Origin of the sequence: Pseudomonas sp. S11P7 (assembly GCF_023195435.1) — a bacterium.
In the GTDB taxonomy this organism is placed as follows: Bacteria; Pseudomonadota; Gammaproteobacteria; order Pseudomonadales; family Pseudomonadaceae; genus Aquipseudomonas; species Aquipseudomonas fluorescens_G.
The window spans coordinates 5,386,043-5,411,455 of sequence record NZ_JALPKS020000002.1; the positions used below are offsets into that span (position 1 = coordinate 5,386,043).

Consider the following 25,413-nt stretch of genomic DNA (forward strand, 5'->3'; position numbering starts at 1 on the left):
GACGAGGACCGGCCGTTAAGGTGACGACCTTCGCTTCTGGAGCTCGTCCATGACCGTCAAATACCTCGTTGCAAGCCTGATGATCGGCCTGAGTGGCGCCGCTGTCGCCAGCCCGGAATTACCGCGCCACGCCGACCTCGATCTGAAAACCGCGCGCTGGCTCGCCGACAAGGCGATGAGCACCTGCACCGGCACAGTCTCGGTGCTCGACCGTGGCGGCAACCTGCTGGTGACCCTGCGCGGCGATGGCATCGGCCCGCACAACACCGCCGCCAGCCAGCGCAAGGCCTACACCGCACTGTCGACCAAGACGCCGACACGACTGTTCGCCGAGCGCGCTCGCAACAACCCGGAAACCGCCAACCTCAACACCCTCGATGAATTGCTGTTGCTGGGCGGCGGCATCCCGTTGTTCGCCGGCAGCGAACTGGTCGGTGCCATCGGCGTGGCCGGTTCCGGCGGCGGCGAGCAGGACGAAAACTGTGCCGTCGCGGCTGCCGACAAGGCCGGCTTGACCATCACCTCTTCCCACTAAGGAGAACCACCATGACCACCCTGCGCATGACCCTCGCCGCCCTTGGCCTGAGCGCTGTTTCGAGCCTGGCGCTGGCCGCCGGCAACCCGTTGAGCGTGCACGTACTCAACCTGGAAAACGGCCTGCCTTCGCCGGGCATCAACGTCTCGCTGGAAAAGCATGTCGGCACGGACTGGCAGCCGCTGGCGCAAGGCACCACCAACGAACAAGGGCGAATCGCCGAACTGTTTCCGGCCAGACAACCCTTTGAAGCAGGTGAATACCGCGTGGTGTTCAAGACCGGCGAGTACTACAAGAAGATCAAGCACGACACATTCTTCCCGGAAATCCCGGTGATCTTCGAAGTGAAGCAGACCGACCAGCATTACCACATCCCGCTGCTGCTCAGCCCGTATGGTTTCTCGACTTATCGCGGTTCTTGAAAACGGCACTGCCCCTGTGGGAGCGAGCCTGCTCGCGATGGCATTGGATCAGTCAACATCATCGTTAAATGACCCAGCGCTTTCGCGAGCAGGCTCGCTCCCACAGGGAATTTCAGGCGCCGGTTAAAGTGTGGTCAGCGCCCGCAATCGCGCGGCATCGAGGATTTCGATCTCGCCGTACGCAAGACCAATAATCCCCTGCCCCTGCAAATCCTTGAGAATCTGGTTAGTGGTCTGCCGCGACAGCGACAGCATCGCGGCCAGTTGCTCCTGCGGCAGTTGCAGCACTCGGCGCGGCGCGTCGAGTTCGCCGTAGCCCTCGGCAATCATCAACAAACGATGCGCCAGCCGCGCCGGGGCCGGCAGCAGGCTGAGCTGTTCGAGACTGATGAAGGCCAGGCGCAGTTTGTGGCTCATCAACAAGGCCAGATGGCGCCAATACACGGGCTGCTCGTCGAGCAATTTCAACAATGCCGCCTGCGGAATATTCAGCAAAGTGCAGGCCCCGACTGCATAAGCATCATGGGTACGCGGCTGACCATCGAACAGGCAAATTTCGCCAAACCAGTGCGGCGCCTCGACCAGGCTCAACAACGCCTCTTTGCCCTGCTCGCTCACCGCGCCGATGCGCACGGCACCATCGAGCACCGCGTACAAGCCGCACGGTGCGTCACCGCGCTGAAACAGGCGCTGTCCCGCCGTCAGCCGCCGCTCGCGGCCCGCCGCCAGCAGACTATCCTGAAAGGATGACGGCAGATGACTGAACCAGTGCCCGGTCAGCAGCCGTGAACGTATGTGCATAAACCCTCCTGGATTGTCGCCTGCCCGACAGAGCGAACCCGGCTGCCGGGGATGATGCAACCAATTCCATTGGAGGAACAACAATGAAAAGCCTCGTCGACCATCTCAGTCAGTACGCCGCCTACCACCGCGACCCGCGCAACATCGCCAGCCACTTTGTCGGCATTCCGCTGATCGTTGTGGCGGTGGCGGTGTTGTTGTCACGCCCGCAATGGTCGCTGGGCGGTCTGTGGATTTCTCCGGCCGTTGTGCTGGCGTTGGCTTCGGCGTGGTTTTACTTGCGACTGGAATTAAAGCTCGGTGTGTTGATGACGGTATTGATGGGGCTATCGGTCTGGGCCGGGCATGCGCTGGCGCAGCAGAGCACCATGGTCTGGCTGAGCAGCGGGCTGGGGATGTTCGTGATTGGCTGGGTGATCCAGTTTGTCGGGCATCACTACGAAGGGCGCAAACCGGCGTTTGTCGACGACATCAGCGGGCTGATTGTCGGGCCGCTGTTTGTCGTTGCCGAGCTGGCGTTTTTGCTCGGGCTGCGGCATGAACTGAAAGCGCAGATCGAGGCGCGGGCGGGAGGGGTGCGGGTCAATCCGAATCGAAAAGCGGCGGCTTAGGCCGCTTAAAAGATCGCAGCCTTCGGCAGCTCCTGCATCCGCTCGTTCCCACGCTCTGCGTGGGAACGCCGCCATGGACGCTCCGCGTCCACTGTGACGCGGAGCGTCACGGGATGCATTCCCACGCAGAGCGTGGGAACGATCAGTTAGCCTGCTCGCGACGCTTTTGGCTTTAGAGGTTGGCGACCTTCTGCCAGACCTTCGGTTTGAAGAACAGCGTTTCACCCTTGGCCAGGCCAATCAGGCTGTCGTGATCCTTGACCACTTCGGCCTCGATCAGATCGCTCTGCCCCTCAACCTTCAACGTCACCCGCGTGGTCGCGCCCAACGGCCGAATGTCGCGCACCTCAGCCGCATGGTGATCTTCCAGCTCATGCTTGGACAACGACACTTCGTGCGGGCGGAACAGCACGTGGTTGTCGTCGCTGAGCAGCAAACGATTCGAATCGCCGAGGAAGTGATAAACGAAATCGCTGGCCGGGTTTTCGTAGACGTCGCCCGGTGAGCCGATCTGCTCGATCACGCCCTTGTTCATCACCACGATGCGGTCGGCGACTTCCATCGCTTCTTCCTGGTCGTGAGTCACGAATACCGAGGTCAGGTTGATGTCCTCGTGCAAGCGCGCCAGCCAGCGGCGCAGCTCTTTGCGCACCTTGGCATCGAGGGCGCCGAACGGCTCGTCGAGCAGCAGTACTTTCGGCTCCACCGCCAAGGCACGGGCCAGGGCAATGCGCTGGCGCTGACCACCCGACAACTGCTCCGGGTAACGATCCGACAGCCAGTCCAGTTGCACCATGTTCAGCAATTCATGAACCTTGGTCGCAATCTGGCTTTCGTTCGGGCGCTGGTTTTTCGGTTTCATGCGCAGGCCGAACGCGACGTTGTCGAACACCGTCATGTGCCGGAACAACGCGTAGTGCTGGAACACGAAACCAACGTTGCGATCACGCACGTCGTGGCCGGAGACGTCTTCGCCGTGGAAGACAATGTTGCCCTGATCCGGGGTTTCCAGACCGGCAATGATCCGCAGCAGCGTGGTTTTGCCACAGCCCGAAGGCCCCAGCAGCGCCACCAGCTCACCGCTCTGGATGTCCAGGCTGATGTTGTCCAGCGCCTTGAACGCGTTGAAGTTCTTGCTGACGTTACGCACTTCGATCGACATGAATTATTCCTCCGCGGCGCTGGCGCGCAGGCGGTTGATACGGTTTTCGCTCCACTGCTTGAGCAGCAGGATGAAGAGCGCCAGGATCAGCAACAGGCTCGCCACGGCGAACGCGGCCACGTGGTTGTATTCGTTGTAGAGGATCTCGACGTGCAGCGGCAAGGTGTTGGTCACCCCGCGAATGTGCCCGGACACCACCGACACCGCCCCGAACTCGCCCATGGCCCGCGCGGTACACAGCACCACGCCATAGATCAGGCCCCATTTGATGTTGGGCACGGTGACGTGCCAGAACATCTGCCAGCCATTGGCGCCAAGCAGGCGCGCGGCTTCTTCTTCCTGGGTGCCTTGTTCCTGCATCAGCGGGATCAGCTCACGGGCCACGAACGGCACGGTGACGAAGATCGTCGCCAGCACGATGCCCGGCAGGGCGAAGACGATCTGGATGTCATGATCCTGCAGCCACGGCCCGAACAGGCCCTGCGCGCCGAACATCAACACGTAGACCAGACCGGCGATCACCGGCGACACCGAAAACGGCAAGTCAATCAGCGTTACCAGCATGCTCTTGCCACGGAACGAGTATTTGCTCACGCACCAAGCGGCGCTGACGCCGAACACCAGGTTCAGCGGCACCGAAATCAGCACCGCGAACACCGTGAGTTTCAGCGCCGACAAAGCGTCCGGCTCAAAGATCGCCGTGAAAAACGCACCGAGGCCGTTCTTCAAACCCTGCGATACGACGATGAACAACGGCAGCAGTAGAAACAGGAAAAAGATCAGCCAGCCAAGACCGATCAAGATTCTGCGCGAGGTGGCACTGCCACGCCGCGCAGCGTTGGCCGCCGAGGCGGCCGCAATAGACGATTGGGACATGTGCGCGCCTCCTTATGGGGTTTCGATGCGCCGCTGAAGCAGGTTGATCAGCAGCAACAGGACAAAGGAAACCACCAGCATCAATACGCCGATGGCCGTGGCGCCGGTGTAATCGTACTGGTCGAGTTTGACCATGATCAGCAGCGGCAGGATCTCGGTTTTCATCGGCATGTTGCCGGCGATAAAAATCACCGAACCGTACTCGCCAACGCCACGGGCAAACGCCAGGGCAAAACCGGTCAGCCATGCGGGCAGCAGCGCCGGTACGAGAATATGGCGGAACACCTGGATCGGTTTGGCACCGAGGCAAGCGGCAGCTTCTTCGACTTCGCGAGGTATGTCGGCCAGCACCGGCTGCACCGTGCGCACCACGAACGGCAGAGTCACAAAGGTCAGCGCCAGGGTGATACCCAACGGCGTGTAGGCGATCTTGAAACCCAGGTCAGTGGCGAACTGACCGACCAGACCGGTCGGGGCATACAGCGCGGTCAACGCGATACCGGCCACTGCCGTAGGCAAGGCGAAGGGCAAATCGATCATCGCATCGATCACCTTGCGCCCGGGGAAGGTGTAGCGCACCAGCACCCAGGCCAGCAAGGTGCCGATGATGCCGTTGATGATCGCCGCGCACAGCGCAGTGCCGAAGCTCAGCTTCAACGCCGCCAGCACCCGCGGTGCGGAAATGATCGCCCAGAACTGCTCCCAGGTCAGTTGCGCGGCGTGGACGAACATCGCCGCCAGCGGGATAAGCACAATCAGACTGAGGTACACCAAGGTGTAGCCCAGCGTCAGCCCGAAGCCGGGTATGACGGGGGAGATACGACGCGACATAAAAGTCCCTGGTTAAAAGCGATCCGCTGAACGCACCAATGTGCGAGCGAGCCTGCTCGCGAAGAGGGAGTATCAGTCAACTCCAGGTCGTCTGACACTGCGCTTTCGCGAGCAGGCTCGCTCCCACATTTTCCGCGCCTGGCTTCAGGCTTGATGTGTGGCTGAAGTCAGATTACTGCGCCTGATAAATCTGGTCGAACACGCCGCCATCGTTGAAGAATTTTGGCTGCGCGGATTTCCAGCCGCCGAAGTCCTTGTCGATGGTCACCAGCTCCAGTTTCGGGAACTGCTGGGCGTACTTGGCGGCGACGTCCTTGTCACGCGGACGGTAGAAATTCTTCGCCGCGATTTCCTGACCGGCCGGGCTGTACAGGTGCTTGAGATAGGCTTCGGCAATCTGCGCGTTGCCCTTCTTCTCGGCGTTCTTGTCGACCACGGCTGCTGGCGGCTCGGCGAGGATCGACAGCGACGGCACGACGATGTCGAACTTGTCGGCACCGCCATCTTCCTTCAGTGCCAGGAACGCTTCGTTTTCCCACGCGAGCAGCACGTCGCCCTGGCCGTTGTTGACGAAGGTGATGGTCGAGCCGCGTGCGCCGGTGTCGAGAATCGGCACGTGCTTGAACAGGGTTTGTACGTACTCCTTGGCCTTGGCTTCGTCACCGCCGTTGGCTTTCAGGCCGTAGGCCCAGGCCGCGAGGAAGTTCCAGCGCGCACCGCCGGAGGTTTTCGGGTTCGGCGTGATCACCGAGACGTCGTTCTTGACCAGATCGCCCCAGTCCTTGATGCCTTTCGGGTTGCCCTTGCGCACCAGGAAGACGATGGTCGAGGTGTACGGCGTGCTCGCTTCCGGCAGACGCTTCTGCCAGTCGGCGGGCAGGCTCTTGCCGAGCTTGGCCACTTCGTCGATGTCGCCGGCCAGGGCCAGGGTCACGACGTCGGCGCGCAGACCATCAATTACCGCACGGGCCTGCTTGCCCGAACCACCGTGGGATTGCTGGATCTTCACGGTGTCGCCGGCGTGGTCTTGCTGCCAGAACTTGATGAATTCGGCGTTGTAGTCCTGATACAGCTCGCGGGTCGGGTCATACGAGACGTTGAGCAGTTCGTAATCCTTGGCAACCGCGGAACCGGCAAACACGGCACTGGCCAGCGCGGCCAAAGCGTAACGGCGAATCGACGACATGGTGAAAGCTCCTGGAATTGCTGGTGGTGGCTTTTTTCTTATGGATTGGGTAATCGGCAGCCGGTCAAAGATCACCGCCTGCGCCAGCTCTTGTCTGAAGCTCCCCGCAAGAGCTGGCGCAGGCTGCAATCTTCAGCCCGGTTGCTTGCCGGGTTGTTGCAAGCGGAATTTCTCTTTGCGTTCGATCTGCACGACCTGGGCGTTGTGCACAGTGATTTCCACCGCGCCAAACCGCAGATCGCGTAGCGCGCTCTGGATTTCCCGCAAAATCGTGCTTTCGTCCTGACCGTCAACGCTGCGAAGGGATGCGCTCATGGTGCTGCTCCTTTGAAAGGGATATGCCTGGCAGTGGGCGGCACTGCGTTCGGCGTGGGAGCAATATAAGAGAGGTGCAGATATTCTTAAAAAGACTATTTAAGAATGTTTATATAACCAGAAAAACCACCCTTGCCACCCATCCCGGGGCAATGCTCAATTTCCTGCGCCGGCACCGGCCGCCCAAACCAATAGCCTTGCCCCAGATCGCATTCCTGTTCGAGCAGAAATTTCGCCTGCTCAATCTGCTCGATGCCCTCGGCGTGCACCTGCATGCCCATGCTGCGGGCCAGTGCGATGATCACCCGGACAATCGCCACGTCATCCTCATCCCACGGCAAACCGGCGACGAAGCCCTGATCGATCTTGAGTTTTTGTACCGGTAAACGCTTGAGCCGCAACAGCGATGAATAGCCGGTGCCAAAGTCATCGATCGCCAGGCGGATACCCAGCTCACGCAAACGATGCATCTGCTCCAATGCGACTTCCGGGTCTTCCATGACCGCACTTTCGGTCACTTCAAGTTCCAGATAAGCCGGTTCCAGCCCGCTGTCGTGCAGCACCTGCGCCACCTGCTGGTACAGCTCGCGCCGGGCAAACAGTCGCGACGACACATTCACCGCGACGAACGACAGCACCAGGCCGGCCTGCTGCCACTGGCACATCTGCCGGCAAGCCTGCTGCATGACCCAGGCATCGATTTCGGCGATCAGCCCGGTGCGCTCGGCAATCGGGATGAATTCTGCGGGCGAGACCAGACCGCGTTGCGGATGCTGCCAGCGCACCAGGGCTTCTACGCCAATCAGGCGGCCGCTTGGCAGGTCATGCACCGGTTGGTAATAGACCCGCAGCTCCTGTTGCTCCAGCGCACGGCGCAATTCAAAGGCGAGCTCCACGCGTTGTTGGGCATGCGCGGTGAGTTCTTCGGTGTACAAGGCGTACCCGTTGCGCCCGCTGCTTTTGGCCTTGAACAACGCGGCGTCGGCATTGCGCAGCAGTTGCTCGGCGCTCAGGGCATCGCTGGGATACAGGCTGATGCCGATGCTGGCGTTGATCAACAACTCGTGGCCATCAACGCGAAACGCGTCCTTGAACGCATCGAGCATGCGTTGCGCCAGCGCCGCTGCCTGCACCGGTTGTGGACAACTCTCTGCGAGCACGGCGAACTCGTCGCCGCCGAGCCGCGCCAGGGTAATGCCGGGCCCGCACAACCCCTGCAAACGCGCCGCCACGGCCTTGAGCAAGCGATCGCCCACGTTATGGCCGAGGCTGTCATTGATCATTTTGAAGTGATCGAGATCAAGCATCAGCAGCGCGCAACCGCGTTTGTGAATTTGCGCCGAGGCCAGCGCCTGCTCGGTGCGGTCGCTGAACAACAGGCGATTGGGCAGATCGGTCAGCGGATCATGGTGCGCGAGGTGTTTGAGTTCCTCCTCGGAATGCTTGATCGCACTGATGTCGGAAAACACCGCGACGTAATGGCTGAGCCGGCCGTGATCATCGTGAATCACGCGGATGGTTTGCCACTGTGGATAAATTTCGCCGCTTTTACGTCGGTTCCAGATCTCCCCGCTCCACTCGCGCTGCGCCTGCAACGTGGCGAACATGGCTTGATAGAAACCCGGCGGATGATGGCCGGACTTGAACAGGCTCGGCTGCTGGCCGATAACTTCTTCGCGCTGATAACCGGTGATCGCCATGAACGCGCGATTGACGTGGACGATCAGGCCCTGATGATTGGTGACCAGCACGCCTTCGCGGGTGCAGTCGAACACCGCTGCCGCCTGACGCAAACGCTCACGATCGGCATGGCGCTCGCGCAACCGGGCGCCGATGCCGAGAAACCCGTACAGGCGCGCCCGCGCCAGAAAGATCAGCCCGGCACTCACCGCGGCGAACAGGTAACCGTTGATCAGTTGCCATCGGGCGATATCGACGGCGTCATTGAAGAAATTGTTTAATAAATGATCAGCACCTTGCAGCCAGACGACGGCAAGTACGAGATAGAGCAGCGCTGCACGCAAGGCATCGCGGTGAGTGGCAGGCATTCGGCTGTCCATGTCCCTACAAAAAGGTTGGAATTATAGGTCAAGAAACATCCAGCGACGCTTTCCTTTAAGGGCGGCTGGTTTTATCCGTGTGCTTGGTGATAATGCAACGGCTGTTTTTATCTTTATCGAGGGCCCTATAGCCTATGTGGTACGAAGGTTTTCTTGGCTTGTCGGCCTGGTCGCTGGTCGCGGTCACCCTGCTGATGACCCATGTGACGATTGTTGCCGTCACGGTCTATCTGCACCGTTATTCCGCGCATCGCTCGCTGGAGCTGAATGCCGGTCTGAAACACTTTTTCCGCTTCTGGCTGTGGCTGACCACGGCGCAGAACACCCGCGAATGGACAGCCATCCACCGCAAACACCACGCCAAATGCGAAACCGAAGATGACCCGCACAGTCCGGTAATCAAGGGCTTGTCCACGGTGCTGCGCACCGGCGCCGAGCTGTACCGTGCCGAAGCGCAGAATCCGGAAACCCTGCGCATCTACGGCAAGAACTGCCCGGAAGACTGGATCGAGCGCAACCTCTACAGCCGTTTCCCGCTGCTGGGCGTGGCGATCATGGGCATTATCGACCTGCTGCTGTTCGGCACCATCGGCATTACCATCTGGGCGATCCAGATGATGTGGATTCCGGTGTGGGCCGCCGGCGTGATCAACGGTCTGGGCCACGCGGTCGGCTATCGCAACTTCGAATGCCGCGACGCGGCGACCAATCTGGTGCCTTGGGGCATCCTGATCGGCGGCGAAGAACTGCACAACAATCATCACACCTACCCCAATTCGGCCAAGCTGTCGGTGAAGAAGTGGGAGTTCGACCTCGGCTGGGCGTGGATCAAGGTCTTCAGCTTCCTCGGTCTGGCCAGGGTTCAGCGCGTTGCGCCGATCGCGCACCGGGTCGAAGGCAAGGGCAGCCTGGACATGGACACCGCCATGGCGATCCTCAACAACCGCTTCCAGATCATGGCCCAGTACCGCAAGCTGGTGATCGGTCCGCTGGTCAAGCAGGAGCTGGCCAAGGTCGATCATTCGGTTCGCCACCAGTTCCACCGTGCCAAGCGCCTGCTGTCGCGCGAGACCAGCCTGCTGGAAGACCGCCATCACTTGCGCATCCAGACCATGCTCGAGCACAGCCAGGCGTTGAAAGTGATTTACGAAAAGCGTCTGGCCCTGCAACAGATCTGGGTCAAGACCAGTTCCAATGGCCACGACATGCTCGCCGCCATCAAGGACTGGATTCACGAGGCCGAAGCCAGCGGCATTCAGTCCCTGCGTGAATTTGCCGACCAGTTGAAAACCTACTCGCTGCGTCCTGCAGCAGTCTGAGACCGTTGATCGGTGCACTCGCCCAGGCGAGTGCACCGTTTTGAACTTCGCCGAAAATCACCTATCTCAAAGACACTTCGCCACCCCGGCGGGCTGTATTGTGGCCGCTGTCGAAATCGCGGCACGCCCTTTGAGATTTGTGCCGATGGTCAACAACAATCCAAAAGACTCATCCGTCCCGCAGTGGCCCGAGGCCGCGCAAACCCTGATGGCGCTGATGCATGCGCAAGGCGAGGTCGCACGCCTGAGCGAGCGTGAACAGCTGTTCAGCTCACTACTTGTCAGCGTTAATGCCGTGCTTTGGGCGTTCAACTGGGAAACCCGTCAGGTGCTGTACGTCAGCCCCGCCTACGAACGGATTTTCGGTCGCTCCGCCGGGCGGCTGCTCGGTGACTACAACCAGTGGCGCGACAGCATCTACCCCGACGACCTCGACTACGCTGAGCGCAGCCTCGCCGAAGTGCTGCACAAGGGCGCGGTGGAAGACCGCGAGTACCGGATCATCGCCGCCGACGGCCAGGTTCGCTGGCTCAGCGACAAATGCTTCATCAATCGCCAGGACGATCCAGACCAACCGGTGATCATCGTCGGCATCGCCGAAGACATCACCGACAAGAAGCACATGGAGACCGAGCTGCAACGCCTGGCGACCACCGACGTGCTGACGCAAAGCAGTAACCGCCGACACTTCTTCGAATGCGCCAACCGCGAATTCGAAGAAGCACGCCTGCGCGGTACGCCGATGGCGTTTCTGCTGCTGGATATCGATGACTTCAAAGCGATCAACGACAGCTACGGCCACCCGGAAGGCGACAACGTGCTGCAACGGATTGCCGAGTGCGGACGCAGTTCATTGCGCCGTGGCGATCTGTTCGGGCGAATTGGCGGTGAGGAATTTGCCGCGGTGTTTCCCGGTTGCGCGCCGGAGATGGCCATGCAAGTGGCGGAACGCTTGCAGCAGGAGATTCAGCGTTTGCGATTCAGCCATGACGGCCAGACGTTCGGCATCACCGTAAGCCAAGGGCTGACCAGCCTGACCGACGAGGACAAAAGCCTCGACAACCTGTTCGCCCGCGCAGATGCGGCGATGTACGAAGCCAAGCGTCAGGGCAAGAACCGTATCATATCTGCCTGACGCCAAATCTCGGTCCGGCACAACACCCCTGTGGGAGCGAGCCTGCTCGCGAAAGCGGTGTGTCATACAGCGCATCGTCGTCTGAGGTTACGCTTTCGCGAGCAGGCTCGCTCCCACAGGGGTAAGAGTTGAATCGGGTTATTTACGCATCCGCATCAATTCCGGCAAACCAATCTTCAGCAATCGTGCCGTACGGCTCTTCGCCAGTTCCTCGACACCCTCATGCTCGGTCAACCGCGCCATTTGCGCCGCCATGTTCATCACCAGCGCCTCACGGGAATACACCCCACCGCCAAGCTGATAAACCGAGGCGATCAGTTCACGCAATTCCAAAGGCAGACGCCAGCGTGTACGCAACGCAGAACCATATGCCGCACCAAACTGCGCCAGTGCCTCGCCGACTTCCTCCTGCTCGTCCAGCGCCCCGCCCGCCTGTTGCCACTCTTGCAGACAACGCAGCAGCGCCAGATCACCGAGGCGGTGAAGCATGCCGGCGCAATAGCAGCGTTCCTGATCCAGATCGAGCAATCGCGCCAACGTGCGCGCATATTCGGCGGTGTGCAGTGACAAGCCCCAATAACGTTCGGCGTAATCCGCCAGACACGGATCGCTGAGCCGGGCACTGCGCTTGAGCGCCAGGCCCAGAATCAGATTCATGCTTTGCCCGGTGCCCAGCCGATGCAGGGCTTGCGCCAGCGTCTGCACCGGCGCGCCATGATGCTGCGCCGCGCTGTTGGCTGCGGCGATCAATACCGCCGTGATTTGCGGGTCGGTGCGAATCTCTTCTTCGAGCAGCTTCAGGTCGAGGCCATCGGGGTTGAGGCTGCGCTTCACCGCCACTTGCACATCGGTCATCAAGGGCGCGCCGTCGGCTTGCTCACGGCGCCGCTCCAGAAACACTGCCAGGGTCATGCCCGGCGCAAGGGCCGGCACTTCACAAAACACTTCCTGACCTGCGCTGAGCAACAAACCCTGCAAACGCTCGGTCAGGCCCTCCATGTTCAACGGTTTGGTCAGATACGCCGTCGGCGCCAGCGGGATGGCTTCGCGCACGCTGGCACTGTCGTTGCGGCTGCTCATCAGAATGAACGGCAGCGGCGGGTTGCGCTTGCGCTGACGCACGCTGCGCAGCACGTTCAAACCGTCGACGCCGGGCAATTCCCAATCGACGATGGCCAGGTCATAAGGGATTTCAGTGAGCATCGACAGCGCTTGCTGGCCATCGGCACACAGATCCAGCCGCGCGTCACAACGCACGTTCAGCAACACTTGTTTGAGCAGATCGCGGGACCACGGATCGGCCTCGGCAATCAACACGCGCGGTACGGCGGGTAATTCAACGGCAATCATGCACGCACTCCCTGGCAATGCCTTGACCTTAGCCAATGCTGGCCAATCGTTACAGCGCTAAACGCCGATATGTTTGCACCGGCATGAAAAAACCCGCCGAAGCGGGTTTTTTGTCGAGCCGATCACAGAATGCCGGGGCTTACAGCTCCGAGAAGCACTCTTCGATGATCGCCAGACCTTTGTCCAGTTGCTCGTCCGGCGAGGTCAGCGGTACCAGTACGCGCAACACGTTGCCGTAGGTGCCGCAGGACAGCAGGATCAGGCCTTTGTCGCGTGCCTTGGCCACCACGGCTGCTACGGCAGTCGGGTTTGGCTTGTGGCTGTCGCCGTTCTCGAACAGCTCGACCGCAATCATCGCGCCCAGCGCACGCACTTCGCCGATGACCGGGTATTTGGCCTGAATGTTTTTCAGGCCAGTGACCAGACGCTCGCCGACGGCCTTGCAGCGGTCCAGCAGGTGCTCTTCTTCGAACACTTCCATCACGGCCAGCGCAGCGGCGCAAGCGATCGGGCTACCGGCGTAGGTGCCGCCCAAACCGCCCGGTGCGATGGCGTCCATGTATTCGGCCTTGCCGCAAACACCGGCCAGCGGGAAGCCGCCAGCGATGGATTTGGCGAAGGTGGTCAGGTCGGCAGCAACGCCCATCTGCTCCATGGCGAAGAACGTACCGGTACGGCCAGCGCCGGTCTGTACTTCGTCCGCGATCAGCAGGATGCCGTGCTGATCGCACAACGCGCGCAGGCGCTTCATGAATTCTTTCGGCGCGACGTAGAAACCACCTTCGCCCTGTACCGGCTCGATGATGATCGCGGCGATGTCTTTCGGCTCGGCGTCGTTCTTGAAGATGCGTTCGATCGAAGCGATCGAATCGTCGATGCTCACACCGTGCAGTTCGTTCGGGTACAGCGCGCGGAAGATGCCGCCTGGCATCAGGCCCATGCCCGCCGAGTACGGCACGACTTTACCGGTCAGACCCAGGGTCATCATGGTGCGGCCGTGGTAGGCGCCGGTGAAGGCGATCACGCCTGCACGGCCAGTAGCGGCACGGGCGATTTTCACGGCGTTTTCGACGGCTTCGGAACCGGTGGTGACCAACAGGGTTTTCTTGGCGAAATCGCCTGGGACCTTGGCGTTGATTTTTTCGCACAGCTCAACGTACGGCTCGTAGGCCAGTACCTGGAAGCAGGTGTGGGTCAGCTTGTTCAACTGTTCGGTCACGGCGGCGATGATTTTCGGGTGCACGTGGCCGGTGTTGAGTACCGCGATACCGCCGGCGAAGTCGATGAACTCACGACCTTCAACGTCGGTTACGGTGGCGTTCTTCGCCGATTCGGCGAAGATCGGGTGAATCTGGCCAACACCGCGGGGTACAGCGGCGGTACGACGGGCCATCAGTTCAGCGTTAGTCTTGCTCATTACAGTCCTCATTCGCCGCTCATCGGGCGGCGTGGTTCAAGGATGAAGCGGGAGGAATCGGCGGTGGCAGCATGCGATGATCGACTGCCACGGCGTTCCCGGCCGCAGAGAAAATGCAGGTTTGAAACCACGCAAAGGGACAGCGCTCTCGTGCCCTTTGCGTTTACAGCGATCTCGCGGTTTAGATGCCCAGGCAGAGGTATTTGATTTCCAGGTAATCTTCGATGCCGTACTTGGAGCCTTCACGGCCCAGGCCCGAGGCTTTGATACCGCCGAACGGCGCGACTTCGTTGGAGATCAGCCCGGTGTTGACGCCGACCATGCCGTATTCCAGCGCCTCGGCGACACGGAACACACGGCCGAGGTCACGCGCATAGAAGTACGAAGCCAGACCGAATTCGGTGTCGTTGGACATCGCGATCACTTCGGCTTCGTCTTTGAAGCGGAACAGTGGCGCCAGCGGACCGAAGGTTTCTTCCTTGGCCACGGCAGCGTTTTTCGGCACGTTGGTGAGGATGGTCGGTTCGAAGAAGTTGCCTTCCATCGCCTTGCCGCCGGCCAGTACGGTGGCGCCTTTGGAAACAGCGTCAGCGATGTGCTCTTGCACCTTGGCCACGGCTTTTTCGTCGATCAGCGGGCCAGTGGTGGTGCCGTCCTCCAGACCGTTGCCGATCTTCAGCTTGGCGACTGCCACTTTCAGCTTCTCGGCGAACGCATCGTAGACCGCGTCCTGAATGTACAGGCGGTTGGCGCAGACGCAGGTCTGGCCGTTGTTGCGGTACTTGGAGATGATCGCGCCTTCGACGGCCTTATCCAGGTCGGCGTCGTCGAACACGATGAACGGCGCGTTGCCGCCCAGTTCCAGCGAGACTTTCTTGATGTCTTTGGCGCATTCGGCCATCAACTGGCGACCGATTTCGGTCGAGCCGGTGAAGGACAGCTTGCGCACGATCGGGTTGCTGGTCAGCTCGCTGCCGATGTCGCCGGCGCTGCCGGAAACGACGCTGAACACGCCCGCCGGAATGCCCGCGCGCTGGGCCAGTTCGGCCAGGGCGAAAGCGGAAAATGGCGTTTGCGAAGCCGGCTTGAGCACCATGGTGCAACCGGCGGCCAGGGCTGGACCGGCCTTGCGGGTGATCATCGCCGCCGGGAAGTTCCACGGAGTGATCGCGGCGGTGACGCCGATCGGCTGCTTGATCACGATCAGGCGCTTGTCCGGCTGGTGGCCCGGAATCACGTCACCGTAGATGCGCTTGGCTTCTTCAGCGAACCACTCGATGAACGACGCGGCGTAAACGATTTCGCCCTTGGCTTCGGCCAGCGGCTTGCCCTGCTCGAGGGTCATCAGGCGCGCGAGGTCGTCCTGGTGTTCGATCATCAGTTCGAACCAGCGACGCAGCTTGCCGGCACGCTCTTTGGCGGTCAGTGCACGCCAGGCCGGCAGCGCCTTGTCAGCGGCCTCGATGGCGCGGCGGGTTTCAGCGGCGCCCATTTTTGGCACGGTACCGAGGATTTCGCCAGTGGCCGGGTTGTTGACCTTGATCGTCTGACCGTTGTCCGCATCGACCCAAGCGCCATCGATGAAGGCTTGCTGGCGGAACAACTGGGTGTCTTTAAGCTGCATGTCGGCTTTCCTTAACAGCACCGCGGCCTGCGCGGAGCAAATTATGATTGTAGAAAGGCGCCTCGCAAGGCTGCCGTCAGGGAAATCAGTGACCGGGTGTGGCGCAGGAGCAGTGCACGATTCGCAACACCAGCGCTTCGACACCCAGCAAAGAGCGTTTGAAATCTCAAACGGATCGTAGGATCAAAGGGGTTAAAGGACAATAGGTCGTTCGAAAAAAAGAACAAAAACGCCGCTTTTCAGATCAACGCACCAAAAACCCGTACCGCAGGAAAAACCTTAGATCAACCCCGGCAAAGCGCCAAGCGAGGGTTTTGCAGGACGTTACCGCTTTCTGGAATGCAGCCATTTCACCGACACGCGCCCTGACAAAACCCGCCGAAACCCGGCATGGACGCCCCGAGTCGACCTAGGTATGATGTCGCCCGCTGCACCAGTAGCTCAGCTGGATAGAGTACTGCCCTCCGAAGGCAGGGGTCGTGGGTTCGAATCCCGCCTGGTGCACCATGAATCAAAAAACGAGAAAGCCCCGGACTGTGATGGTCCGGGGCTTTTTTGTGGCTGATGGGTAACCGTTGGATCTACGTCACTCCGTCGTCCAGTCAAACTCATCATATTCATCGTCATCGCCCTCCTCCTCAACCTCGTCAAACACCTCGTCTTCATCATCAACGAGGTCTTCCTCCGGCTGATTGAGCAAAAACTCCTTGCGCGTTTCGGTAACGGCACGCCGCATCTGTTCGCCCTTTTCCGGGCAGTTGAGCAGTTGGGCGATGCGGTCGATTTTTGCTGCCACGGTGTCCTCCAGCGCATTGGCCATGGCCCGATAGTGCGCGTTTTTGCGGGCCAATGCCAAATGGCTGGCGGGTTGGGGCCGTCAGCCAGAGACCTTAGCGGTGATAACGCCGTACCGCACTGCTGTTGCGCAGCACATGGCCTTTGATTTTTTCCATCAGCTCGGCGCGGGTCAGGCCAGCGGGCAAGGCGTCGGGGGCTAGATCCAGAGCGTAGATCTGGATGATGTAGTGGTGCGCGCTGTCGCCAACGGGCGGGCACGGGCCCATGTAATGGGTGTTGCCTTTGCTGTTGGTACCGCCGACGCCTTCAAGGGCGGATTTGGCGCCGACGCCGGCGGCGATCTGGCGGGTGGCGGGTTTGATGCCGTAGTGAATCCAGTGGTCGACACCCAGGCCTTTCTGGCCGTCCGGGTCGTGCATGACGATGGCGTAGCTCTGGGTTCCGGCAGGGCCGGCGTTCCAGCTCAGCGCGGGCGACTGGTTCTTGCCGCCGCAACCCTGGGCGTCGCTGGCGGCGGCCGAGGTGAACAGGCGGTTATCGGACACACCCGGGATGCTCAGGGTGAAGCGTTCCTGGGCCTGCGCCGGAAACTGCACGCAAAGGGCGACGGCAACGGCCGCCAGCCAAGGGTTGAGAGAGGTCAATCGGGTCATCCGGGAGCACCTTGTGCAGTGGGGCCGTCGTCGGCCTGCAAACTATAGCCGTACCGTTCGTGCCGTGGCAGTAGCAAATGGCTGAACCTCGAATTGCCGCACGCGTTCACAAGAAAAACGCCTGTGAGGAAACCACCATGCCCCTGCACCGTGTCGCCCGTTTCGCCGATGTTCCGCAAGATCGAGGCCTGCAAGTGGAGATCGGCGACTGCACGATCGTGCTGTTGCGGGCCAACGGCCAATTGCGCGCGTTTCAGGGGCTGTGTCCGCATGCCGGCGCGCCGTTGGCCGAAGGCGCGCTGTGCCATGGGCGGTTGATCTGCCCTTGGCATAAAGCCGCGTACCGCGCCGAGGATGGTGCTCTTTGCGAGCCGCCGTCACTCGACAGTCTCAAGCGTTATCCTCTGGAGTTGCGCGGCGATGAAGTCTGGGTCGATGACCAGCCGCTGCCCGATCCACACACGCCGCCTGCCGACGATCCGAGAACGTTTGTCGTGGTCGGAGCCGGTGCGGCAGGTACCGCGTGTGCAGCCGCGCTGCGGGAGAAAGGTTTTGGCGGACGCATTGTACTGGTCGACGGCGAAGCGGATGCCGGCTATGACCGCACGGTGCTGAGCAAATTTGTCCTCGCCGGCGAGATGTCGCCCAAAGAAGTACCGCCTCTGCGTGACGAGGCGTTCTATCAAGCCCAGCGCATCGAACGGGTGCAAGGCGAAGTCAGCTCACTCGACGCACCGGGCAAAACCCTTCATCTGAGCAACGGCGGCGTTCTGCGCTACGACGCTGCAGTACTCGCCACCGGCGGCGCGCCCAATCCGCTTAAGCTGCCCGGCGCCGATATGGGCAATGTCTTCGTGCTGCGCTCAAAAGCCCACGCCGAACAGATCATCAGTGCCGCTCAAGCAGATCAGCGCGCGGTGATCATCGGCGACAGTTTCATCGCCCTCGAATGCGCGTCGGCGCTGCGTCAGCATGGCCTCGACGTCACGGTACTGGCCCGCCATGCGACGCCCTTTGCCAAACAATTTGGCGAAGCCGTGGGCCAGGCGATTCGCGCGTTGCACGAGGCGCATGGGGTGAAGTTCATCACTGACCATGAGGCCACGGAAGTTCTTGGCGAAGACAAGGTCGAGGCGGTGCTGCTGGACAACGGCCTGCGCCTCGCGGCGGATCTGGTGCTGGCAGGGATCGGTGTGCACCCGGCCACCGAGGCGTTCGCGTCATTGCCCAGGGAAGACGACCAATCGTTGCGCGTCGACGGCGGCATGCGCGTGAGCGAGGGGTTATGGGCCGTCGGTGATATCGCCACGTTCCCGCTGAACGGCCAGCCGCAACGCATCGAACACTGGCGCCTGGCGCAACAACACGCGCGCATCGCTGCCGCCAACATGCTCGGGGGCGATGAGCATTACCTGGATGTGCCGTATTTCTGGACTTACCACTTTGGCAAGAATTATGACTATCTCGGGCACGCCGACGCGTGGGATGAGGTCGAGTTCGATGGCGAACCGGAGAAGCCGCCGTTCATTGGCCTGTTCGCCAAAAACGGCGTTGTGGTCGCCGCGGTGGCGTGCGACAGGCAACGGGCGATTGCGCTGCTTGCCGAGCGGATGAAACAGCCGCTGTCGATGGCCGAAGCGTGGAAGCTGATTCGCGATTAGCTGCGACCGATTATTTCTCGCGAACTGATCGTTCCCACGCTCCTGCGTAGGAATGCAGCCCGTGACGCTCTGCGTCACTGGACGCGGAGCGTCCCAGGAGGCATTTCCACGCGGAGCTTGGGAACGATCAGATTCGGTTAACGGACCAGGGTCTCGCGCTGGTCGTCATCTTCGGCATGCAGAAAGATCACCCGCGGATGCTCCAGCGGCGCCAGCGGTGGCGGCAGTTCTGCTGGTTGTACTGGCCTGAAATGCGTTTCCACGTGGCTGATGTCGCCGTCCTGATCGTTGTGGATGGTCATCACCCCCGGCATGCGCAGTTTCTGCAAGCGCTCATCGCACAGCTTGAAGCTCTTGCTCAGCCCTTGGTCGTCGATCACCGGCGAGGGCAGACGACGCTGGGCGAAGCTGCGGCTTTTACGCTGCTGATAACGCGCCCAGCCAATCAGCACCACCGCGTTGACCAGCGCCACCCACAAATAGATCTGCAAAGTGCCCAGCGCATCGAACGCCGAGTTGTCGATGCGCGGCCCGCCGGCATGGGTCTCGACCAACGGCCACAGGCCGCGAATCAGCAGGAACAGCAGGCCGATCCACGCCACCAGGGTGATCAGCACATCGATCACCAGCAGAACGGGGCGCTGGCGGGTCCGGATGATTTTCATTTGATGACCTCCTCTTCGTCGTCGCCGAGCGGTTTGATGCCCCGGTCAGGGCTGACCCAGCGCGCACGTTGCTGATGTTGGCCGAACAATACTTTGGGGAAACTGACCAGCGTGGTCAGCAGGCTGACGAACCAGAACGCGATCGGGTACCAGACCACCCAGAACATGGTCTTGCCCAAACCCGGCTCGTAGCGGCGGTCGATGACGATGCTGACGGCGAATTGCACCAGGCAGACAAACGCCAGCAGCAGCCCGGTAAACGCCGGCGGCATCAAGTGATGCACAGCGATCGCTTCGGGCAGGACCACGAACTTGCCCACGCCCCAGAAAATCACCGAGAGCAGGAAGGTGAAGGCCCAACCCGTCGACAGGCAATATTCGAACAGCAGCGGCCACAGGTAACGATGGCGGTACTGCCATATGCCGCGAATGTTCTTGAACAGCACTTCGGCGCCGCCCTGGGCCCAGCGCAGGCGCTGCTTCCACAGGCCACCGAGGGTTTCCGGCATCAGGATCCAGCACAGCGCGCGTGGCTCGTAGAAGATGCTCCAGTGATCGAGTTGCAGCTTCCAGCTGATGTCGATGTCTTCGGTGATCATGTTCGGGCTCCAGTAGCCGACCCGGTTCAGCGCCGTGCGGCGGAACGCGACAATCACCCCGGACACGGTAAAGATCCGCCCGAACACCCGTTGCGTGCGTTTGATCAGGCCGATGATCGATGAGAACTCACCAACCTGCACCCGCCCGACCAGCGTCGAACGCGTGCGGATCCGCGGGTTGCCGGTCACCGCGCCAAGGCGGGCGTTATCCAGCATCGGCGCGACCAGATAGGCCGCGGTGTTCGGCGCTAGCAGCGCGTCGCCGTCAATGCACACCAGATATTCGCTGCGCGCGGCAATGGCGCCCATGCGCAGGGCCACGGCTTTGCCCTGGTTCTCCGCCAGATGCAGCACGCGCAGGCGTGGATCTTCCTTGGCCAGCGCATCGAGCACTTCGGCGGTGTTGTCCTTGGAACCGTCGTTGATTGCGATGACTTCGATGTTGGGATAATGCTGGGCCAGCGCCGCATGAATAGTGTCGGCGGCGTTGTCACCTTCGTTGTAGCAAGGGATCAGGATCGAGATCAGCGGCTCGCCTGCCAGCGGCGGCGGCAAGGTGTCGTCTTTCCATGGCCAGTGGCGCTCCCAGTGCAGCCAGAAATACAGGCCGCCGGCAATCCACAGGCCGGACATGAACAGCGGGTAGAAGAACACGAAGTCCATCAGGAACTGCCCGGTGACCAGGAAGATCAGGCCCAGCGGCACGCCGAGGACGAGCGCCAGAACCAGCAGGGCTAACAGTCTATCCAGCATCTCAGGGATTCCACTTGTTGGAGAGCGCAGGCCGTACGGTTTTCAGGTCCGGCAGATTGTCGAGAAAGTTGTCCGGGTAATAACCGAAGCTGGTCGCGCCCTGACGCTTGAGACGGCCCATCCAGTCGGCCAGTTGTGCCGCTTCGATATCGGCCTGGTCCTTCTTCGTCCAGTCCCGCGCCTGCAATTCGAAAACGGTGCGGTTCAGCGCGCCGGGACGTTTGCTGACGGTGGCGACCAGTCTTTCCAGCCACGGGCCCGACTCTGCCTGAGTCTGCTTTTCCATCAGCGGCATGGCCATCGGCGCGGTCCAGTCATAGGTCGCGAGGAAGTCATCGAGGTTCTGCGCGAACCAGGCCTCGCTGTCGGGGTTGAGCATCGGCTCGGCAAAAATGTTGCGCGCGGTCAGCACTTGCGGACCGCGAATGGCGCGGACCTTGGCGGTCAGCTCGTTGGTGAAATCGATGAGGTAGCGGCTCTTGAAGCGCGTCCAGCGTTGCATCGCTGCAGGATCCTCGCGCAGCGCGGCAATCGACCCCGGCAGACCCTGAGCGGCGTAGGCTTTCAGCGCTTGCGGACCGGCGTCTTCGAAGTCCGAAAGCACCGCGTCATCGTGGTAGAGAATGCCGTCGACCGAGGTCAGTCGCGCCACGTCCTCGTAGATTTCACCGATGATGCGCCGCACTTCGGGATCGAACGGTGACAGGCGCTTGTATTGATCCGGATCCACCGACGTGGTGGCGGTTTTCGGGTCCCAACGGGTCACGCGCGGCAGTTTCGGATCCAGCGCGAAGCTGAGCACCGGCATCCACGCGTAAACTTTTACGTGAGCCCGGGTACGCAACTGCCAAGCGACACGGTCGAACAGATCGGCGCGCACCGGCAAATGGCGATTGGGGAAGTACAGCGAGTGCACCAGACCGTCGCCCTTAGGATCGGCGAAGGCTTGCAGGAACACCGTGTTGGCGCCCAGGTCAGCCATGCGCTGCACCAGTTTGCCGAGATTGATGTCCTGCTGCGCCGGGTCCGGGTCGTAGACGTTGTCCAGATCGACATGCACCACGCGCATTGCCTGCTGCGCCTGCGCACCGACCACGCTGTTGGCGAAATGCTCGCCGTCCGGGTCGGAGGCGACGAGGAAACGCGGGCTGCTCATCAGGTTATCGAGCGCGTCGAGGCCGTCGTCCAGGGTCAGGGCCATCTCATAGCCTTCCTCACCGACCACCGTCAGTGACGTGCCGTCCGCCGCGCCATACGGCCAGACCCAGACCCGTGGTTTCTTGCCGGTGGCCTTGCGGATCTTCTCGGAAATATCGCTCACGTCGGTGCGAATCCGTGCGCGGAAATCAGCTTCGGATTCATAGCGTTTGGTGACCGGGTCGTAGCGTCGGGTCGCGGCGGCCGGTTGCAGGTTGCCCTGCGGGTTGGCGAGGATGCCTTTGTGGTTGGCGTCGGTGTGGGCGGCGATTTCCACCAGACCGGATTGCGAGATCTCGCGCACCTGATCCCAGGTCAGGAAGTCGGAACGCGCCCGCGGCGTGCCGGCGAAATCCACCGGTTGATTGAGCGGCGTGTCGACCCAAGTGCCGACCGGCGCCAGCAGCGCGTGCCAGTTGTAGGCGCGCAACACCGGCATTACGCGGGTGTAGAAGCTCGCATAACCGTCGTCGAAGCTCAGCAGTACGGCTTTCGCCGGCAGCTGCGGCCCGCCCTTGCGTGCAGCCATGATCTGGTCGACCGTCACCGGCTGGTAGCCGTTTTCGCGCAGCCACGCCAGCTGCTCGATCATGCGCTCGGTGCGCACCGCCACCACGGCCTGATCGGGATCACGATCTTCAACATCGTGATAGGCGATGCCGAGGAAATGGTTTTTCGGCCATGACTGTTCACTGGCAACCACCGGGCGCTCGGAGGGTGGCGCGAAGGCCGGGGCTTGCTGGGCGCAGGCGCTGATCAGCAGCGCTCCCAGCAGAAGGATCAAACGCGAGATAAAAGGCATCTTCAAACTCTTCTAGAAGCGCAAAGTCAGGTCGACGAGCAGACGCAGATCGGTTTCTCGATCTCCGTCGTAGGGCCGGTTGATCACACTGAACAGGCCGCCAACCTCGAACACATCGTTCCACGCATAACGTTGGCCGTAACCGAGCAACGCCATGGCGCCGGTGCCGTGATCACGCTGACTGTAGGTCCCCGCGCCGGCCTGGAACTGCTGGCTCCAGGCCGTTTCGTAGCGGTGATAAAGGACGTGATTGACGTTGACCAGCGGCATCACGCTGAAGTCGGATTTCGGGTTGAAATACGGCACGTCATCAGATTTCGAGTTGTGGCTGGTGCCGACTTCCAGACCGGCATCGACCTGCAGGTTCGGCGCGGTATAGACGCCCTCGCGACCGGTGAGCAAGGCTTCAACGCGGTTGTTGCCATCGCTGAAGTGCGACGGACTCACCGACAGGCGCCACTCGCGGCTTTCATTGGCGCGCCAGCGCAGGAACGCGCTGCCGCCATTGGCCTTGATATCACTGTTGAGTGCGCGCAGCGGCGTCTCGGCCGACAGGTATTCGAGGCTGCCGCCGTACTGCCAGTGATCGTTGATGTCGCGGGCCAGCGCCAGCCGTGCGCCCTGCTTGTCGCCGAAACCGTAGTCGTGATTGGAGACTTCGGCTTCAAGGGTCATGTCACGGCTGCGCCGCTCCAGACCAACACGCTGAAAGCGATGATGGCCGGTGCCTTCGGCGAAATCGCCAGTGGCATAACCGAGGCCGGCGAACACGCGCCAGTCTTCGTTGATCGGCGGGCTGTACAGAGTGCTCTGGATGCCAAAATCGCGGCTGCCACTGACCGCGCCGGCATCGCCACTGCCGCCGCCGTTGGCCTTGCCGCCGTAGGCTTCGACGCGCAGCTCGGCCATGTCGTGGACTTCGCGTTCACGGGCCAGACGCTGCACCTGGCGGTTGTCTGGGTTACGCGCCACGACGTCGTCGACCAGCGCATCGTTCTGCCGCCATTCCTGCAATTCCATGGCGGTGCGCGCTTGCGCCACTTCGAGCCCCAGGTCGCGCGGCGCGATACTCTCGGTTTCCTTGAGCTGGTTTTCCGCGCGACGCGGCCATTGCCGCGCCAGGTACAGATCGGCCTGGGCCAGACGCAAACCGACATTGCCCGGTGCCTGATCGACCAGCGTTTGCAGGCGCTGCTCACCGTGTGGCAAGTCGGCGCTGTAGGTACCGGCCTGCGCCGCCAGTTGCTGGGCGTCCATCCACTCATCGTTGGGGTTGCCGATCGGCAGACCCTTGAGCTCGACACGCGGGCGCTGTGATTTGGCGAGGTCTTCGGCGACCTTGCGCGCTTCGTCGGCACGGTCGCTTTCCAGCAACGAGTAATACAGTGCCGTGGTGTCTTCGAGGCGATTACCACTATCGGCGTCCGGTGCCGAGAGCACCTGCCGATACAGGTCGGTGGCGATTTCCGGCTGACGCTGGTCCAGATAGGACGCCGCGACCCAGCGCAACGCGTAGGTCGGGATTTTCACGCCTTCGTCTTGCAGCTTTTGGTATTCGTTGATGACCTCAGCCGTGCGCGCCCGCGCCTTCAGCGCGCCCATGCGGTCGATGCGCCAGCGGATCACATCGTCGTGAGCCGTGGCGTCCGGGGTCCAGGTGGCGAGCAACTGGTCGTAATCGGCCAGTGCGCGATCGGCGATGACGTAGCGTTCCTTTTCGCTGCGCGTGGCGAACTCGGCGAGGCGCACGCGTTCGGCAGCCAGATCGCCTTCGAGGCGGCGCAGGGTCACCGGATCGATCAGCCCCGGACGCTGCCTGGCCAGGCGCAGCGCCGGCTCCGGCAAGCGCGCCTTTTGCAGCGCAACCACGTATTCACGGGCGACTTCCGGTTTGCTGCCGGCGCGGATAAACGCCTGATCGTATTCGAACAAGGCGTCGTACTGCTTGCCAGCGCGGGTCAGTGCATAGCCCAGCGCCAGACGCCGCGAAGGATCATCGGGCTTGGCGGCGACCAGCGCTTTGGCGCGGGTCACTGCTTCATCGGGTTTGCCGGCATCCGCCTGAGTCAGGGCCAGGCCCAGTTGCAGGTCGGCGTTGTCCGGCTCCACGGCCAAGGCCTTGTTGTAGACCTCTGTAGCCTTATCCCAGCGCTTGAGGTTGCGGTAGGCGCGCGCGGTGGCCGTCAGCGCCTGCACCGGCAGCACGCGGTCGCGGCCCTGGACCTCGTAGACCTGCACCACTTCGGCGTCGAATCCGGCCCAACTGGCGATTTGCAGGTGATCGCTGATTTGCCCGGTAGTCGCCTGACCCGGCGGCACCTGGCGCAACACGGTCAGCGCAGGCGTGTAGTGGCCCACGCGAGCATCGCGCACCATCTGATCGTAGGCTGTGTCGGCGAAGGCGAAGGCGAAGGCTGGCCAGAGCAACTGGCTGCACAGCGCGACTCGAAACAAAGGGCGTAAACCACGATGTAATACAAAACCATCAATACGCGGCATTCGTCAGCATCCTTACATGGCCAGCCGGGTCGCGATGCCCCTCTTTGCCCATTCGTAACGGTGGCCGATTGCAACGTCCAGAGGCCACGCTTAGTCAGGCAGTGTTGCACGCAAGCGTAGACCAGTTTTCGCAACGCAATAA

The 25,413-nt window shown here is 61.6% G+C and carries 22 protein-coding genes and 1 tRNA gene; 7 read left to right on the forward strand and 16 right to left on the reverse strand.

Going from position 1 to position 25,413, the window contains the following annotated elements; all coding sequences use genetic code 11:
• Nucleotides 1–49 precede the first annotated feature (49 nt).
• Nucleotides 50–535, forward strand: a complete 486-nt coding sequence (locus tag M0746_RS24675) for a GlcG/HbpS family heme-binding protein (protein WP_258450947.1) — start codon at nt 50–52, stop codon at nt 533–535.
• A gap of 11 nt (nt 536–546) precedes the next feature.
• Complete coding sequence (gene uraH / locus M0746_RS24680) at nt 547–957, forward strand: hydroxyisourate hydrolase (protein ID WP_258450948.1); 411 nt, start codon at nt 547–549, stop codon at nt 955–957.
• A 123-nt stretch (nt 958–1,080) separates the two neighbouring features.
• Here uraH and M0746_RS24685 read toward each other — a convergent pair whose 3' ends face one another.
• Nucleotides 1,081–1,758, reverse strand: a complete 678-nt coding sequence (locus M0746_RS24685) for a Crp/Fnr family transcriptional regulator (RefSeq protein ID WP_258450949.1) — start codon at nt 1,756–1,758, stop codon at nt 1,081–1,083.
• A gap of 83 nt (nt 1,759–1,841) precedes the next feature.
• Here M0746_RS24685 and M0746_RS24690 point away from each other — a divergent pair, with 83 nt between their 5' ends.
• A complete protein-coding gene (locus tag M0746_RS24690; protein ID WP_258450950.1) occupies nt 1,842–2,369 on the forward strand; it encodes an Mpo1 family 2-hydroxy fatty acid dioxygenase in 528 nt (175 codons plus the stop codon).
• A 172-nt stretch (nt 2,370–2,541) separates the two neighbouring features.
• Here M0746_RS24690 and M0746_RS24695 read toward each other — a convergent pair whose 3' ends face one another.
• From M0746_RS24695 to dibA, 6 genes are all read right to left on the reverse strand, one after another.
• Entirely contained in the window at nt 2,542–3,531 is a 990-nt protein-coding gene (locus tag M0746_RS24695) for a sulfate/molybdate ABC transporter ATP-binding protein (protein WP_258450951.1), read from the reverse strand.
• A 3-nt stretch (nt 3,532–3,534) separates the two neighbouring features.
• Nucleotides 3,535–4,407: a sulfate ABC transporter permease subunit CysW gene (gene cysW, locus M0746_RS24700; RefSeq protein WP_258450952.1), complete on the reverse strand. Its 873-nt coding sequence runs from the start codon at nt 4,405–4,407 to the stop codon at nt 3,535–3,537.
• A 12-nt stretch (nt 4,408–4,419) separates the two neighbouring features.
• Nucleotides 4,420–5,238 carry a sulfate ABC transporter permease subunit CysT gene (cysT, locus tag M0746_RS24705; RefSeq protein ID WP_090288164.1) on the reverse strand — a complete coding sequence of 273 codons (819 nt, stop codon included), beginning with the start codon at nt 5,236–5,238 and terminating at the stop codon, nt 4,420–4,422.
• Nucleotides 5,239–5,410: 172 nt separating this feature from the next.
• The gene (locus M0746_RS24710) at nt 5,411–6,424 is read right to left on the reverse strand and encodes a sulfate ABC transporter substrate-binding protein (protein WP_258450953.1); all 1,014 of its coding nucleotides are present in this window, start codon (nt 6,422–6,424) and stop codon (nt 5,411–5,413) included.
• Nucleotides 6,425–6,556: 132 nt separating this feature from the next.
• Nucleotides 6,557–6,739, reverse strand: a complete 183-nt coding sequence (gene oscA / locus M0746_RS24715; protein ID WP_007917682.1) for a sulfur starvation response protein OscA — start codon at nt 6,737–6,739, stop codon at nt 6,557–6,559.
• Nucleotides 6,740–6,834: 95 nt separating this feature from the next.
• The gene (gene dibA / locus M0746_RS24720) at nt 6,835–8,787 is read right to left on the reverse strand and encodes a phosphodiesterase DibA (RefSeq protein WP_258450954.1); all 1,953 of its coding nucleotides are present in this window, start codon (nt 8,785–8,787) and stop codon (nt 6,835–6,837) included.
• A 146-nt stretch (nt 8,788–8,933) separates the two neighbouring features.
• On the opposite strand from dibA, the gene desA reads away from it, so the two are divergent.
• The gene (gene desA / locus M0746_RS24725; RefSeq protein ID WP_258450955.1) at nt 8,934–10,118 is read left to right on the forward strand and encodes a delta-9 fatty acid desaturase DesA; all 1,185 of its coding nucleotides are present in this window, start codon (nt 8,934–8,936) and stop codon (nt 10,116–10,118) included.
• Between the two features lie 145 nt (nt 10,119–10,263).
• Complete coding sequence (locus M0746_RS24730; protein ID WP_258450956.1) at nt 10,264–11,253, forward strand: GGDEF domain-containing protein; 990 nt, start codon at nt 10,264–10,266, stop codon at nt 11,251–11,253.
• A gap of 138 nt (nt 11,254–11,391) precedes the next feature.
• On the opposite strand, the gene M0746_RS24735 is transcribed toward M0746_RS24730, so the two are convergent.
• The 3 genes from M0746_RS24735 to gabD form a co-directional block, all read right to left on the reverse strand.
• Nucleotides 11,392–12,603 carry a response regulator gene (locus tag M0746_RS24735; RefSeq protein ID WP_258450957.1) on the reverse strand — a complete coding sequence of 404 codons (1,212 nt, stop codon included), beginning with the start codon at nt 12,601–12,603 and terminating at the stop codon, nt 11,392–11,394.
• A 139-nt stretch (nt 12,604–12,742) separates the two neighbouring features.
• Nucleotides 12,743–14,020, reverse strand: a complete 1,278-nt coding sequence (gene gabT, locus M0746_RS24740; RefSeq protein WP_203420254.1) for a 4-aminobutyrate--2-oxoglutarate transaminase — start codon at nt 14,018–14,020, stop codon at nt 12,743–12,745.
• 181 nt (nt 14,021–14,201) lie between these two features.
• Entirely contained in the window at nt 14,202–15,644 is a 1,443-nt protein-coding gene (gabD, locus tag M0746_RS24745; protein ID WP_258450958.1) for an NADP-dependent succinate-semialdehyde dehydrogenase, read from the reverse strand.
• 430 nt (nt 15,645–16,074) lie between these two features.
• On the opposite strand from gabD, the gene M0746_RS24750 reads away from it, so the two are divergent.
• Nucleotides 16,075–16,151: transfer RNA gene (locus M0746_RS24750), tRNA-Arg, on the forward strand.
• Between the two features lie 79 nt (nt 16,152–16,230).
• Here M0746_RS24750 and M0746_RS24755 read toward each other — a convergent pair.
• Nucleotides 16,231–16,464: a hypothetical protein gene (locus M0746_RS24755; protein WP_258450959.1), complete on the reverse strand. Its 234-nt coding sequence runs from the start codon at nt 16,462–16,464 to the stop codon at nt 16,231–16,233.
• 70 nt (nt 16,465–16,534) lie between these two features.
• Nucleotides 16,535–17,095 carry a YbhB/YbcL family Raf kinase inhibitor-like protein gene (locus tag M0746_RS24760; protein WP_203420252.1) on the reverse strand — a complete coding sequence of 187 codons (561 nt, stop codon included), beginning with the start codon at nt 17,093–17,095 and terminating at the stop codon, nt 16,535–16,537.
• A 137-nt stretch (nt 17,096–17,232) separates the two neighbouring features.
• Between M0746_RS24760 and M0746_RS24765 the strand changes: the two genes are divergently transcribed.
• Nucleotides 17,233–18,756, forward strand: coding sequence for an FAD-dependent oxidoreductase (locus M0746_RS24765; RefSeq protein WP_258450960.1), 1,524 nt, complete (start codon nt 17,233–17,235; stop codon nt 18,754–18,756).
• 137 nt (nt 18,757–18,893) lie between these two features.
• On the opposite strand, the gene pgaD is transcribed toward M0746_RS24765, so the two are convergent.
• From pgaD to pgaA, 4 genes are read right to left on the reverse strand one after another with little or no spacing between them, the layout of a single operon-like run.
• Complete coding sequence (gene pgaD / locus M0746_RS24770) at nt 18,894–19,421, reverse strand: poly-beta-1,6-N-acetyl-D-glucosamine biosynthesis protein PgaD (protein WP_258450961.1); 528 nt, start codon at nt 19,419–19,421, stop codon at nt 18,894–18,896.
• Nucleotides 19,418–20,773, reverse strand: a complete 1,356-nt coding sequence (gene pgaC / locus M0746_RS24775) for a poly-beta-1,6-N-acetyl-D-glucosamine synthase (protein WP_258450962.1) — start codon at nt 20,771–20,773, stop codon at nt 19,418–19,420. The genes pgaD and pgaC overlap by 4 nt, the downstream gene beginning before the upstream one ends.
• Before the next feature lies 1 nt (nt 20,774).
• Nucleotides 20,775–22,772, reverse strand: a complete 1,998-nt coding sequence (gene pgaB / locus M0746_RS24780) for a poly-beta-1,6-N-acetyl-D-glucosamine N-deacetylase PgaB (protein ID WP_258450963.1) — start codon at nt 22,770–22,772, stop codon at nt 20,775–20,777.
• A 12-nt stretch (nt 22,773–22,784) separates the two neighbouring features.
• Nucleotides 22,785–25,271 carry a poly-beta-1,6 N-acetyl-D-glucosamine export porin PgaA gene (gene pgaA, locus M0746_RS24785; protein ID WP_258450964.1) on the reverse strand — a complete coding sequence of 829 codons (2,487 nt, stop codon included), beginning with the start codon at nt 25,269–25,271 and terminating at the stop codon, nt 22,785–22,787.
• Nucleotides 25,272–25,413: the final 142 nt, after the last annotated feature.

Bases quoted from the DNA above. Each gene is read 5' to 3' on its own strand.
- M0746_RS24675 (WP_258450947.1), top strand. From the start codon at position 50: ATGACCGTCAAATACCTCGTTGCAAGCCTGATGATCGGCCTGAGTGGC.
- uraH (WP_258450948.1), top strand. From the start codon at position 547: ATGACCACCCTGCGCATGACCCTCGCCGCCCTTGGCCTGAGCGCTGTT.
- M0746_RS24685 (WP_258450949.1), bottom strand. From the start codon at position 1,758: ATGCACATACGTTCACGGCTGCTGACCGGGCACTGGTTCAGTCATCTG.
- M0746_RS24690 (WP_258450950.1), top strand. From the start codon at position 1,842: ATGAAAAGCCTCGTCGACCATCTCAGTCAGTACGCCGCCTACCACCGC.
- M0746_RS24695 (WP_258450951.1), bottom strand. From the start codon at position 3,531: ATGTCGATCGAAGTGCGTAACGTCAGCAAGAACTTCAACGCGTTCAAG.
- cysW (WP_258450952.1), bottom strand. From the start codon at position 4,407: ATGTCCCAATCGTCTATTGCGGCCGCCTCGGCGGCCAACGCTGCGCGG.
- cysT (WP_090288164.1), bottom strand. From the start codon at position 5,238: ATGTCGCGTCGTATCTCCCCCGTCATACCCGGCTTCGGGCTGACGCTG.
- M0746_RS24710 (WP_258450953.1), bottom strand. From the start codon at position 6,424: ATGTCGTCGATTCGCCGTTACGCTTTGGCCGCGCTGGCCAGTGCCGTG.
- oscA (WP_007917682.1), bottom strand. From the start codon at position 6,739: ATGAGCGCATCCCTTCGCAGCGTTGACGGTCAGGACGAAAGCACGATT.
- dibA (WP_258450954.1), bottom strand. From the start codon at position 8,787: ATGCCTGCCACTCACCGCGATGCCTTGCGTGCAGCGCTGCTCTATCTC.
- desA (WP_258450955.1), top strand. From the start codon at position 8,934: ATGTGGTACGAAGGTTTTCTTGGCTTGTCGGCCTGGTCGCTGGTCGCG.
- M0746_RS24730 (WP_258450956.1), top strand. From the start codon at position 10,264: ATGGTCAACAACAATCCAAAAGACTCATCCGTCCCGCAGTGGCCCGAG.
- M0746_RS24735 (WP_258450957.1), bottom strand. From the start codon at position 12,603: ATGATTGCCGTTGAATTACCCGCCGTACCGCGCGTGTTGATTGCCGAG.
- gabT (WP_203420254.1), bottom strand. From the start codon at position 14,020: ATGAGCAAGACTAACGCTGAACTGATGGCCCGTCGTACCGCCGCTGTA.
- gabD (WP_258450958.1), bottom strand. From the start codon at position 15,644: ATGCAGCTTAAAGACACCCAGTTGTTCCGCCAGCAAGCCTTCATCGAT.
- M0746_RS24755 (WP_258450959.1), bottom strand. From the start codon at position 16,464: ATGGCCAATGCGCTGGAGGACACCGTGGCAGCAAAAATCGACCGCATC.
- M0746_RS24760 (WP_203420252.1), bottom strand. From the start codon at position 17,095: ATGACCCGATTGACCTCTCTCAACCCTTGGCTGGCGGCCGTTGCCGTC.
- M0746_RS24765 (WP_258450960.1), top strand. From the start codon at position 17,233: ATGCCCCTGCACCGTGTCGCCCGTTTCGCCGATGTTCCGCAAGATCGA.
- pgaD (WP_258450961.1), bottom strand. From the start codon at position 19,421: ATGAAAATCATCCGGACCCGCCAGCGCCCCGTTCTGCTGGTGATCGAT.
- pgaC (WP_258450962.1), bottom strand. From the start codon at position 20,773: ATGCTGGATAGACTGTTAGCCCTGCTGGTTCTGGCGCTCGTCCTCGGC.
- pgaB (WP_258450963.1), bottom strand. From the start codon at position 22,772: ATGCCTTTTATCTCGCGTTTGATCCTTCTGCTGGGAGCGCTGCTGATC.
- pgaA (WP_258450964.1), bottom strand. From the start codon at position 25,271: ATGCCGCGTATTGATGGTTTTGTATTACATCGTGGTTTACGCCCTTTG.